Genomic DNA, 12,218 nt, shown 5'->3' with positions numbered 1-12,218 from the left:
GTCAAGCAGCGCCTGCAGCGATCAGCCAGCCTTCGCCGGTTCTACAGCCCGCGCCCGCGTCGAGGCGAGCCGGTAGGAGTCGGTGCGGTTTCGATGATGGTGCCGTTGAAGGTGAGGCGTTCGATGATGGCCGCGCAGAGGCGGGGGTCGGTGAAGGTCTTGGTCCAGCCAGAGAAGCACTCGTTGGAGGCGATGGCGACGCTGTTCATCTCCTCGCGTTCGGCCAGGACCTGGAAGAGCAGTTCGGCGCCGCGTCGGCGGACGTCCGGCGCCCGGATCGGGGCAACAGCCGTTTTCCAGGCTGCGCGTTACTGGTGGGAGGGGATATTGCAACTGTGCACTATTCCTATCCCGGCTCCCTGATGAGCAGTTCACCGCCACGTGGGGCGTCGACCGGTACGGAGTTTGGCCAGCGCTCTCGTCGCATGGTCGCGGCTACGACCTCCCTCGGCGAGGCGGGTGAGCAGATCGGTGCCGTGCGCCCGGTATCCGTCCAGCCAGGCCAGGTACTCGGCAGCCTCTACGCGGGCGAGTCCGTCCCAGTGCGCGCTGTCAGTGGCGATTCGCGTGAGCGCTCCGGCTGCCGTGCCCCGGTACCGGGGCAGAAACGACAGAACTTCGGCCGCGCGCACATGGCCATGAATATCGCCCTCGGGGTCGTTAACCTCAGCGAGGGCGATGAGTACGGTCGCGATGCGTTCGTCACCGATCTGAGCCAGGCCGCGGGCGGCGTGCACGCGTATACGGATATCCAAGCTACTGTCGTTGGCCACGCGGAAGAGCAGCTGATTGGCGCGCTCATCGCCGGCCGCCGCTAGGAGCGAGGCGGCGGTTGTTCGGTCCTTGATGTGAAGGGTGACGCTGTCGGCCCAAGGGGCAAAGAGTTGGACGATCTCGTCGCGGCGCTCCTTCAAGCTGGCCAAGCCGTAGCCAGCGGCGACACGAAATTCAAAGCTGAGGGTTCGGTCGCCTGCCAGATCGAGGAGGAGCTGAGCGGCTTGTGACCGGTGGCCGTCCACTGTGGCCAGAAGTGTGGCCGCGCTTACTCGATCGCGGAATGGGAGGCTGGTATCGCCGACGAAACCGGCCAGAAGCGTGGCGCCTTCGTCCTGGTGCCCGGACACCGTGGCCAAAGTGCGGGCGGCCAGTACACGGTTGGTGGACAGGCTCTGGTGGCGGGCATGAGCTGCGAGTTGGCGTGCGGTGGAGTCCGGGGGGAGTTTGGTGCGCAGCTCTACCAGCTTGACCAGGAGCTTGCAGGCGGTGGGGTGGCCCGACGTTGAGAGGTCGTCGAGGACCCGGATCGTCTGGGTCGCGATGTGATCTGCCGGGGCGAGGAGCCCGTCGAGGAGAAAGCTGAGGTGGGACGGCTGTATGGGACGACGTGGCTGCAGATCGTGATCGGCATAGGCACGATTACGGAGGAACAACTCGTGAAGCAGTGCGGCGCGGGCCTGTTCGTCGCGCGTCGCGTGGCGGGCCGCGTGATACTCGAGGAGGGTCTGGTGCAGGAAGTGGAAGTCGCCCGAGTGCTCGGCCAGTAGGCCGGTGGGCCGCAGGAGATCACCCAGGAATGCGTTCCAGAGCGGCGGCTTCACCTTCGCCGGGCGTTGGACGTCCAGTCGGAGAGAGAGAATCTCGACGGCCGGGGCAGTGTTCCCGTTGATCCTCTCGTAAGCCACGTGATCGATCAGCTCGGGTAGGCCCTCTCGAACCAGTTGCGCGGCCTGCTCGGCGGCCTGTTGGTCCCTGGGGATCTGGTGGCGGTCCTTGAGGGCCCGGATCACCTCGTCGTGGGTGTGGCGGATGCTCTTGTGGGTGTTCTGTTCGTAGAGCAGCTCGACGAACGACTGGTAGGCACCGGTACGGCCTTCGGGCAGGGGCCGGGTGGGGTCGGCGGTGTACAGCTGGCAGAGGATGAAGGCGATCAGGGGCGTGCGAGCCAGACCGTCCAGCCCCGACTCTTTGAGTCCCGCCGTGAAGATCCTGACCTGACGTTCGCTGTCCGGTAGGTCGCGGAAATATCCTCGGGCGTACGCCCACACGTCCGCCGGACTGAAGGGCTGCAGTTCGAAGTGTTCGGCACCAGGCCCCAGCCGGTCGAGTTCCCCGCCCGGCAGAGGGCGGGTTGCCACGATGAACCGGTACGGCGACGACTCGTCGTCCGCCTCGCGAGCCAGCCGATTCATCAGAGTGACGCGGGTGGTGCGGTCCGGAACCTCATCAAGGCCGTCGACCATCACCAGCCAGGGCACTTGTGGGTGCGGGGGTCGGCTGAAGAACTCCGAGGTCAGCGTCTCACGCAGCCCGTACGGGCCGAGTTCGTCCACGACGGCCTGTGCGAGACCCTGGGTCAGCAGGGGGCTGTCGGCCAGGGTCGTGGCGCGTACCAGGACCGGCATCGACGCATGAACCCGATCACCCTTCCCGTGAACCAGCCAGTGACCGGCTCCGGTGGCCAGGTGGTGGCGCAGCAGGGCCGACTTTCCGCCCCCGGCGCCGGCCAGGACCACGCGAACGCGACCGCCCCCCGTGAAGATGGTTTCTGCAGGCACCGGGACGCTGGCCACGTCCGCTCCGCGTGTGTCGGTATCGTCCTGGTCCTCAGCGTCGCGCTGCCCCTGGGCCAGTTGACGAACGTAGATCTCGGCCAGCGGCAGCGGCCCTGGGCCTTCGACCAGGCCCGGATAGGGGTGGTGGTCGGCGATCCGTGAAGCGGTGTAGAGGTAGGAGTTCAGCTGCGCGTCGCCCCTGCGGGCGGCATCGCGCGATCCCGGCGGCAGGACGTTGTAGGTGACATGGTCGGCGTACCCGACCGCCACCCCTCCTCCGTAAGCGGTGATGGCGATGTCGGCGTTGATATGTGGGGCTTCGGTGCCTTCGGGCGCGCTCAGCCCCGCGGCGGACCCGGCTGTGAAGGGTTTCCCAGCGAGACGTCCCCCATGCGCAGGGCGGCAACGGACCCATGCTCGGCCCGGATCTGGACGTCACCGCGAACCGCCTGTCCGTCCCCCGCCGCCGATACTCCGTCGTCGCGCCGATGCTCCTGAAGCAGCGTGTCCAAGGCATCGGCGGCCGACCTCCGCTCGGCGTCACTGAGGCTCACCAGCACCGCCTCGAAACGTGCTTGCCACGCGGCCTGTTGGTCTCGTCTGACCGTGCCCGCCTCGCCGTCCTGCACAGCTGCCAAGGCATGGGCGCTGCGGTCCAGCTCGACGTGTACCCGTTCCTCGCCCCCGCGGCCGAACCATCGTGCCGCGGCTTGCTGGAACCCTTGCCAAGAGCTGGTTCCCGCAGCCTGCACCACCGCGGCGCCCCCCGCAGCGGCCAGCACGGTCAACCCCTCCTCCAGCATGTGCTACCCCCTAGTCCGTCGGCTCGCCTGCGATCTCGACGGTTGCTCAAGCCGCAGCATCCCTAACAAGATACTGTCCACAGGGTCCTTTGGTTCCCTGGCCGCTGGTGCGCCAGGGACCAGCCGTGAAACCAGCGCCGAGGCCGGATGCCGCCGGCGTCCCCAGCTGCGACGACGGGGCCAATTCCGCTGCCCCTTGTTGACCTCGTCCTTCGCTCGGGCGGCAAGGTATTCGACCCAGTCACGCCTGGCATAGGCGCGGAGCGCGGTGTGGCGGTGCATCCCGGTCACGTCGGCGAGGATCGGGCTGGGGAGATCAGCAGCGAGCGCAGCCAGCGCCCCGTGGCGCCCGCGCTCGCCGGTAAGCCCAGCGCCCCGGACCTCTTCATGCCCACCAGTGCCCCCCGACGTTCAACCCGGTGGCCGGTGGCCGGTGGTCGACCCGGCGTTAGTCACCTCCCGCCACCGCCGGCCGACCAGATCTTGGCGGCGAACCCAGGTCGATCAGATGGATCGCCACAGCGTCGCTCGCGCCCACCGACACCCCCACCCACCGGCGGCCTCACCGCCACGATCCGCCTCCCCGAGGCCCCGAAGGAGAAGCCTTGGGGCGGCAATATCCGGCTCGTCGGTTCCTTCCCACGCGCTTGTCCACCGGTCGGCCGTTAGCGGCACGTTATCGAAACGACAGCAGGATGCGGGATGCTCACGAAAGGCCTGTCGCCCTGCGGGGAAGAAGCTCCGCCTCTTCGTCTTCTTGAAGATTATCAAAACCCCGCACGAGGCATCGAGGGCAGATATGTGTGAACGCTTTCTTGGAGACCTTGCGTGAGACATTGCATTGCGAAGAGGACCGGGTGGCACAGAGTTGTCGCCCTGCTCACGACACTCATAGCCATGACCGGAATCCTCACCGTCCTGGCCCCTGGAACGGCATGGGCGCTGGATGACGACACGGACAACCCGGCCTACCGGTCGCTGGGAAAGGCGAACAATCCCGACTGGATGAAGGGTATCGATGGTGAGACGCCGCTCGGCTGGCTGTCCGTGCCCGGCACCCACGACACGCTGTCGATCCGCGGCGGCGACAGTACGTACACGCAGCAGAACGGCGGCCCCGGCGCCCAGACGCTCGCCGCTCAGCTCCAGGCGGGCATCAGGTCCATCGACATCCGCGTGCGGGCCATTGGCGGAAGTTTCACGATCCACCACGGCGCGGTGTACCAGGACGCGAACTTCGGCGATGTCCTCAGGGTGCTGAACGACTTCCTGTCGGCGCACCCCTCCGAAACAGTCATGATGCACATGCGGGCCGAGTGCGACAACAGCAGCGAAGCCATCGAAGTCTGCAATGACGAACCGCAAAGTACGACCGACGCGCAACGCGCCGCGATTTTCCGCACGTACATCGACGGAGACCCGAACGCCAAGAAATTCTGGGGGCCGTCGGTCAGCGGGGCGGGTCAGGCGGTCGTTCCGAAGCTGAGTGATGTACGCGGAAAGATCGTCCTGGAGCGCTTCCGTAACATAGGTGAGGCCAGCGGCAAGTACGGCATCAACGACGGCAGCCTCTCCATCCAGGACGACTGGAAAGTAGCGACCATCCTCCCCGGTGACATCGAATCAAAGGTCCAGAAGGTCACGGACCACCTCACCGCGGCGGACAACGACAATGACGCCTCACGTATCTACGTGAACCACACGAGCGGCTCCAGCGCCTTCGCCTATCCCAAGGCCGTCGCGGACCGAGTGAACGAAAAGGTTCTCGGGCCGCTGGGCGAAGTGAAGAACCGTACCGGCGAGATCATGATGGACTACCCCGGCTACGCCATGATCAATACGATCATCGCCGCGAACCGGCCGTGGGACGGCCTCACTTGGCAGGTGCCCCGGCTCACGGTCATGCCCCTGGGCGATTCGATCACCTTGGGCGTGGGCAGCACCACCCGGACCGGCTACCGGCCCGCCCTGGCGGAGAGACTCGTCAAGCGTTCGGGCGGCCTGGTGGAGTTCGTAGGTTCGCTGGTCGATGCCGATGGCGTGACACGTCACGAGGGACATTCGGGCTGGCGTATCGACGAGTTGCAGGCGAACATCGAGACCTGGCTGGCTGCGGCGAAGCCCAATCTGATCACGCTGCACATCGGCACCAACGACATGAACCGCAACCACCAGGTGGCGACCGCGCCCCAGCGGCTGGCTGCGCTCATCGACCAGATCCATGCGGCCTCGCCCGACACCGTGGTCGTGGTCGCCACCCTGGTGCCGGCCACCGACCCCGCGGTCCAGGCCCGGATCGACACCTACAACCAGGCGATCCCGGGGATCGTCCTGGACCGCTTCCAGCGGGGCTACAAGATCCAGCAGGTCGGCATGGGCTCAGTGACCACTGACGACCTCAACGACAACCTGCATCCCAACAACAGCGGCTACGCCAAGATGACGAACGCGTTCATGCGTGGCATCGGGGAGGCCGCCGGCAAGGGTTGGATCAAGGAGACTGTCGAGGTCAAGCCCGCGCCGCCGCGCCAGGGCGCCGACTCCGGCGACTACGACGTGGACATCAACGGCGACGGCCGGGCCGACTATCTGGTGGTGGACGACAACGGAGCCGTCCGCGCCTGGCTCAACACGGCCAATCCCACCACTGGCGCCGTCGAGTGGACCGACCAGGGCTTCATCGCCTCCGGCTCCAACGACTGGTCGGCCAACCAGGTCCGCTTCGCCGACGTCGGCGGCGACGCCCGCGTCGACTACCTGGTCGTGGACCCCGCCAACGGGGCGGTCCGCGCCTTCGTCAACATGGGCGGCGACGGCCGCGGCGGCTGGCAGGACAGGGGCTTCATCGCCACCGGGTCCAGCGGGTGGACCGGCGACCAGGTCCGCTTCGCCGACGTCGGCGGCGACGCCCACGCCGACTACCTCGTCGTCGGCCCCAACGGCGCCACCCGCGCCCTGCTCAACACCACCGACGCCACGACCGGCGTCATCAAGTGGACCGACCAGGGCGTCATCGCCTCCGGCTCCGCTGCGTGGACCGGTGGCCAGGTCCGCTTCGCCGATGTCGGCGGCGACGCCCGGGCCGACTACCTCGTCGTCGGCGACCAGGGTGCCACCCACGCGTACGTCAACACCGGTGGAAACGGCCGCGGTGGCTGGTCGGACCAGGGCGTCGTCGCCACCGGCTCCTCCCTCTGGCTCGCCGGCCAGATCCGTTTCGCCGACATCAACGCCGACGGCCGCGCCGACTATCTCGTCCTGGACGACAACGGTGCCATCCACGCCTACCTCCACACCACCAGCACGACCGGGACCGTCAAGTGGTCCGACCAGGGAGTGATCGCCACCGGTACCGGAGCCCCCGGCTACCGCGTCCGCATCTAGAACCCGCTCCACTCCGACCACTCGCCCCGCTGGCTCCCTGGCGGGGCGAGTGCCCGCTTGTGCAGCCGATCCTCCCCAGCCGCTCCCCAACGGGCCTTCATTCTCCCCAGCCCCAGCCCCAGCCCCAGCCCCAGCCGATGGGGCATCGCCGCCGGCGAGGGCTCGACCCGGGCGGCGGGACTGACTGCCCTACGTGGAGGAGGAGCCGGGGAAGGCCATCATGCCGTCAGTCGGTTCATTGCCGTCCGTGGGCGTTCGCAGACGTGTCTGGACGTTGAAGTGCGCGGGTGTGGCGAGGGCAGAGGCCGTAGCCGGGGGCACGGCGACCATGAAGGACAGCCGAAGGCCGCCGTGTTCTCGTGTGCTGCCTGTGGGATCGGCCCTTCGGCCCGCACGTTCCCATCCAACCGCTGTGTTCGGTCCGGAGCAAGGAGGCCGTGGGCGCCGCCCGCGCGAAGAGGGGGCGGCCACGGCGTATGCGGTGTGTCTGGCCAGGGAGGCTTGCCGGGCAGGACCAGCCGGCCAGGGCGCTGTGCACGGTGCTTCAAGCGGCCTTGGTCAGGGTGGATCGGTCTGAGCCGGGCGCGTGCCGGGCGGGTGTCGCGAGGCCGGTCGTGGCGCCTTGTCCGTCGTGGCGCGGCCAGAGAAGGAGGGCGCCGATCGCTCCCGCCCCGGCGAGGGTCGCAAGGACGGACCAGGTGAGGGTGAAGCCGACGCTCGTGCCGAGCCACCCCGCGACGGGATAGGTGATCAGCCAGGCCAGGTGTGACAGGGAGAACTGGGCCGCGAACGCCTCGGGGATCGCGTTCCGTCCGACGGAGGCGCGCAGGACCTTGCCGGTTGGTGTGATGATCAGCGCCATGCCGATGCCGATCACGGTCCAGATGATCGCCGTACCGGTCCAGGTGGTGAGGCCGGTCGCGGTGACCGTCGCTGCGGTGGTCGTGCCGCCGACGAGGACTGCCGCACCGGTCATCATGACGGTGCGGGCGGCGATCCGGTCGAGGACGCGGGGGACGACCAGTGCGGCCAGGAGAGTTCCCGTGCCGGAGGCGGCCAGCATCCAGGCGACGTCCGACTGGGAGCCGCCGAGCTCGTCACGGACGTGGTTGACGGTATTGACGACGACGATCGACCCCGCCGCCGCGACCACGAGGTTCAGCGCCATGACGCCGCGCAGCCGCGGAGTCCTGAGGAAGGTCCTGATCCCGGCCGCCGCCTTGTCCCACGCCTTGGTGTGGTCACTGGGGCGGGCGTCGGGGATGCGCGTCGACAGGACGAGCAGGGCGGAAGCCAGGAATCCGGCGGAGGTGCCCAGGAACAGCCGGTCGAAGCTCAGGAACGTCAGGGCGACGGCTGCCAGCACGGGGCTGAGCAGGCTCTCCATGGTGGAGGCGACCTGTGAGGCTGACAGGGCACGCGTGTAGGCGGCCTCGTCGGTGATGATGTCGGGGATGACGGCCTGGAACGTCGGGGTGAACGCCGCGGAGGCGGCTTGGAGCAGGCCGATCAGCGCGTAGATGTGCCAGACCTCGGTGACCAGCGGCAGGGCCAGGACCACCATGCCGCGGACCGCGTCGAGGCCGAACAGGAACGTTCTTCTGGGGAGCCGGCCGACGTAGGCGGCGGCCAGCGGCGCTATGAGCACGTACATGACCATCTTGACGGTCAGGGCGGTGCTGAGCACCACACCGGCGCGCGGACCGGCGAGGTCGTAGGCGAGCAGACCGAGGGCCACCGTGGTCAGCCCGGTCCCGAACAGGGCGATGACCTGGGCGCCGAACAGACGGCGGTAGTCGCGGACGGCGAACAGACGCATGGCGGGTTCCTTCCGTATCCATGCGGCGGGGCACGGCCTCGCGATGGAGGCCGTGCCCCGCGAGTACAGGCGGGGGTGTTCTCAGGCACGGGTGTCGCTCTCCGGGGTGTCGGGGCACAGCCCGCATTCCTGCGGGGTCTGGGCGGCGAGGGGGTCGCGCGAGGTGCCGACCGCCGTGTCGGGCGTGCGTCGGGCCAGGTAGGGCATGACGCTCCTTCCGGGATGGTGGGTATCGACGGGGCGAGCGCCCCCTCAAGTGCGGCGGGCGCTCGTTTCCGTCCACGCGGTCACACGCGGTCAGTGGTGTGCGTGGTGTCCGCGGTGGTGGTCCCCGTGTACATGCGCGGCCTCGGCGGTGTGCACCGTGAACTCGGCCGTCCGCACGACGCCGTCGTGCTGGAAGTCCAGGTACAGGCGGTAGGTGCCGGCCGAGGGCGCGACCGCCATGAAGGCGATGTCGGGGCCTGGCGCGGTGATGCCGTCACCGGGGTGGCCTTCCGGGTGGACGTGGAGGTAGCCCAGGTCGCCGACCCGCAGTGCCACGAGGTGTCCGTAAGCGGCCAGGTAGGGCTGCAGGTCGGTGACGGGACGGCCGTTCCGGCTGACGGTGAGGGTGAGTGCGCTTGCCTCGCCGGGCACGAGCGCGCCGTCGAGCGCGACGGTGTACTCGCCGATCCGCGCGGTCCCGGTGGCCTCGGGGAGCGGTCGCGGGTCGTACGGTCCGGCGACCGCGACGTCGATCCCCAGCGTCAGGGTCCCGTCGTGGCCGACCGGGTGGATGTCGGTGAAGAACCTCCAGTCCCCGGGCTCCAGGGTCAGGTCGGTGCTCCAGGTGCCCTTCTCGTCCCGCACCGGGTGCACGTGCTGGAACCCGGCCGTGTCCCGCCGGACGGCGATGAAATGCAGTTCCTTTTCGTGCTCGGGGACGAACTCGGTCACCGCGTGCCCGTCGGGGCCGATCACCTTGAAGCCGATCTGCTGCACGCCGGCGGCGAGGATCGTCGCGTCGAGTTCGAGGGTGTACCCGTTCTCCGAGACCGACAGCCCACCGGGCCGGCCTCCGCCGTGGCCCCCGTGACCTCCGTGGTCGTGGCCAGCGTGATTCATCATGACGTCTCCCTTGTCTGATGCCGCTTCGGGCGGTGTCCCATTCGCGACGACGATCATAACCATATACCCCTGGGGGGTATTCCGGAGGGGCTGGGGATCTCGTGAGGGGTCTACTGGCCTCTCTGTCCTGAATGGGTGCAGGTCAGCGAGGTGTGGGTCCATCGTCGCGAGCATCTCCCGCTGGAGAAGGGTCAAGGCCACCTATCGAAGCGCGAGGTTTCGTTCCTCCCGAAGGCGGCCTTCGCGAGACGTTCGCTGCTCGGAATGGGCGCTCAGTGCCACGGCTGCCCTGGCATCCGCCGAGGTGTCGCGGGTGAGCTTGGCGGTCGGCAACTCCTGAACGGCGAGGTGGCGATCCTTGGTGAAACCGACGATCAGCTTGTCGAGGGCGTTGCGTCTGATCAGCTGCTGCGCGGCCTTCTCCGGAGACACCGGCATGATCTCCGGTGTGCGTCAGAGGCTTCACGCAGTGCCGCCTCTCGTCGGTGACCCAGGCGAACTCCATGGCTGCGAGAGCGGCTCCTTGGCCCGTCCATACGAGGATGTGGCCGACATAGGCGCCGGACGGGCCATGGACTTGTGTGTTTGCGGGTACGAGCTCAGTTGGCAGTGCTGCGTGCTCGCAAGGTTCCCGGACCTGCAGGTCGACGCTCACGGAGCCGGGTCCCCAGGCGTCGATCACCCCACGAAACTGGTGATTGTGGCGTTCGCCGATCAGATGCGGGCCAACGGGTATGCAGTCGAGTCGATCCTCACCACCCTGGAACGGGCAGGACTGAAGATCGCGGCATGAACCCTGCGGGCGCCTGGTCCGCCCCAGCCGGCCCGTCCAGCCGGGCCGCGGTCCGAACCGTGACCGATGCCCTGGTCGAGGACGCGGTCCGCCGGCTGGCCTTACGCACCAAGGTCTTCCACGACGGTCCCTGGAGAACGGTCTCGGACGTCGAGTACGCCACCGCCTCGTGGGTTGAGTGGTACAACAACCGCCGGCTGCACTCGAGTCTGGGCATGATCAGCCCCACCGAGTTCGAGACAGCCCACTCCGCTGACACAGAACCACGAGCCGACTGATCACCGTCCAACAAACCACCGGCAGGAAAGTCGGAACGGTTCGACTTGGCCTTTTACCGGTCTGGTTGAGGGTGGTGTCGGAGGACGCGACCTGCGGTGGCGACGAGGGCGCCGGCCTGACTTTGGGCAGGGAAGCTTGGTGGCGACCCACCCGGAGACGTATCGGCAGTGCACGTCGGGGAGCGGTGGCATCCACTCCCTCGGGTTCTGGTCGGCCTTCGACCTCTTCGGCCCGGCGGTCACCGCGATAAGGGAGGTCGCGGCGTCCTGGTCAGTTTCGCGACGCGATCGCCACCCGCTTCGACGAACTCGCAGTCCGCTGCAGGGCCGGAGCCCACCTTGCCGCACTCACCCTCCGGCTCCGCGAACCCCTCCAAGATCCGTTGTCGGACAAGACCTGGCGACGCCATGCCCTTCGCGCCCCTCGGGACGGCTCGCTCGGGTCGGATGGATCGAGGGTGAGTTCCCACTGGTGCCTGCTCTTGTCGATGGTGACCAGGATGGGCTCGCTGGGCAGGGCGACCTTCTCCCGGACCCGGCGACCGTTCCACTCGTACACGAGTCGCTTGGCAGGGCGCCTCAGGTCGCTGGGGGAGCGCTCACTCCTCTTCGCCGCGTTCACTGCCGGCAAGGGCGGCACGGTTCGCCACGAGTACCGCCGCAGCCCCCATGACCACCGCACCCGCAGCAGCTTTGCGCCCTGCCTCTGCGGCCGCGGTCTTCAGTTGCCCCGGGTCACGGGCGGCGTCCCACCACCGTGTCGCCTCCCATGAGTGCCGAGTGGACTCGACTCCGAGCAGCCTCTGGAATTCATCGACGGCGATCCCGATGCGGCTGATCGAACCCACCACACAGCCCGGTGTGCGGGCAAGTGCAGCAGCACATGCGAGTGGGCCGTGCCTGCAGCCGCATCCATCCGTGCCATCAGTCGCTCGATCTTCTCTGAGATGAGTTCCCGCCGCCTCTGTCGGTCGACGGCCAGCGCGCGCCGACGCGCTTCCAGCTCGTCCGGTGACTTGTCCAGCGCCCGTGCCGGCCGCAGCAGGTCGAGCGCGCCCTGCAGTTCGAAGCAACGGGCCAGAACGATGAGCGACTCCCGGACCTCGGACTCCAATTCCTTTGCCGTCTTGGCGAGATCACCGATCTTGTTCGTGCCCTCCATCCTCTCCGTGAGCGCGTCGAGGCGACGCAGTGCCCACCCCAGGGTGTCCGTGATCGTGTGGGTCCTGCCCTGCATGGTCGACCACGTGTCGTCGTCGACCCGACCCTCCACTTCCAGAATTGTCATGGCGGACTCGATGTCGAGGCCCGCTCCGAACATCTTCGCCAACTCGGCGTCCTTCTGGGCGCGGAGCACGTCGTCGACCTTCCTGCCGATCGCCGCGAGATGGCTCTTGATCTCGCTCATCTCGTGCTGCAGCGTGAGCTGCGCCATGATCCCCGCGGCGCCGGACAGAATCGCCGGAGACGCCAGGTGAT

General features: G+C 68.0%; 8 protein-coding genes and 3 pseudogenes. 3 read left to right on the top strand and 8 right to left on the bottom strand.

The window, feature by feature from the left end:
- Positions 1-21 precede the first annotated feature (21 nt).
- The 3 genes and pseudogenes from OG357_RS01760 to OG357_RS01750 form a co-directional block, all read right to left on the bottom strand.
- Positions 22-266, bottom strand: a pseudogene (locus OG357_RS01760) (ATP-binding protein); the annotation flags it as partial.
- 105 nt (positions 267-371) lie between these two features.
- Entirely contained in the window at positions 372-2,822 is a 2,451-nt protein-coding gene (locus tag OG357_RS01755; protein WP_329619386.1) for an NACHT domain-containing protein, read from the bottom strand.
- A 68-nt stretch (positions 2,823-2,890) separates the two neighbouring features.
- A complete protein-coding gene (locus tag OG357_RS01750; protein WP_329619385.1) occupies positions 2,891-3,355 on the bottom strand; it encodes a hypothetical protein in 465 nt (154 codons plus the stop codon).
- Between the two features lie 897 nt (positions 3,356-4,252).
- Between OG357_RS01750 and OG357_RS01745 the strand changes: the two genes are divergently transcribed.
- A complete protein-coding gene (locus OG357_RS01745) occupies positions 4,253-6,739 on the top strand; it encodes a phosphatidylinositol-specific phospholipase C domain-containing protein (protein ID WP_329619384.1) in 2,487 nt (828 codons plus the stop codon).
- Between the two features lie 544 nt (positions 6,740-7,283).
- On the opposite strand, the gene OG357_RS01740 is transcribed toward OG357_RS01745, so the two are convergent.
- The 4 genes from OG357_RS01740 to OG357_RS01725 all read right to left on the bottom strand — a co-directional run bounded on the left by OG357_RS01740 (position 7,284) and on the right by OG357_RS01725 (position 10,106).
- Positions 7,284-8,558: an MFS transporter gene (locus tag OG357_RS01740; protein WP_329619383.1), complete on the bottom strand. Its 1,275-nt coding sequence runs from the start codon at positions 8,556-8,558 to the stop codon at positions 7,284-7,286.
- Positions 8,559-8,639: 81 nt separating this feature from the next.
- Positions 8,640-8,765 (bottom strand): hypothetical protein, encoded by a 126-nt coding sequence (locus tag OG357_RS01735; RefSeq protein ID WP_329619382.1) that lies wholly within the window; start codon positions 8,763-8,765, stop codon positions 8,640-8,642.
- A 90-nt stretch (positions 8,766-8,855) separates the two neighbouring features.
- The gene (locus OG357_RS01730; RefSeq protein WP_329619381.1) at positions 8,856-9,668 is read right to left on the bottom strand and encodes a hypothetical protein; all 813 of its coding nucleotides are present in this window, start codon (positions 9,666-9,668) and stop codon (positions 8,856-8,858) included.
- 201 nt (positions 9,669-9,869) lie between these two features.
- On the bottom strand, positions 9,870-10,106 hold the full coding sequence (locus OG357_RS01725; protein ID WP_329619380.1) for a hypothetical protein: 237 nt from the start codon (positions 10,104-10,106) through the stop codon (positions 9,870-9,872).
- Between the two features lie 456 nt (positions 10,107-10,562).
- Here OG357_RS01725 and OG357_RS38740 point away from each other — a divergent pair.
- Both OG357_RS38740 and OG357_RS01710 read left to right on the top strand, forming a co-directional pair.
- Positions 10,563-10,739 (top strand): annotated as a pseudogene (locus tag OG357_RS38740) (integrase core domain-containing protein); the annotation flags it as partial.
- 272 nt (positions 10,740-11,011) lie between these two features.
- Positions 11,012-11,137, top strand: a pseudogene (locus tag OG357_RS01710) (IS5/IS1182 family transposase); the annotation flags it as partial.
- Between the two features lie 323 nt (positions 11,138-11,460).
- Here OG357_RS01710 and OG357_RS01705 read toward each other — a convergent pair.
- Positions 11,461-12,147, bottom strand: coding sequence for a hypothetical protein (locus OG357_RS01705; protein ID WP_329619378.1), 687 nt, complete (start codon positions 12,145-12,147; stop codon positions 11,461-11,463).
- Between the last annotated feature and the right edge of the window lie 71 nt (positions 12,148-12,218).

It is taken from the genome of Streptomyces sp. NBC_01255 (assembly GCF_036226445.1).
Classification (GTDB): Bacteria; Actinomycetota; Actinomycetes; order Streptomycetales; family Streptomycetaceae; genus Streptomyces.
Note: the sequence above shows the minus strand (reverse complement) of the source record. Positions and strands in the feature narration are given on the sequence as shown.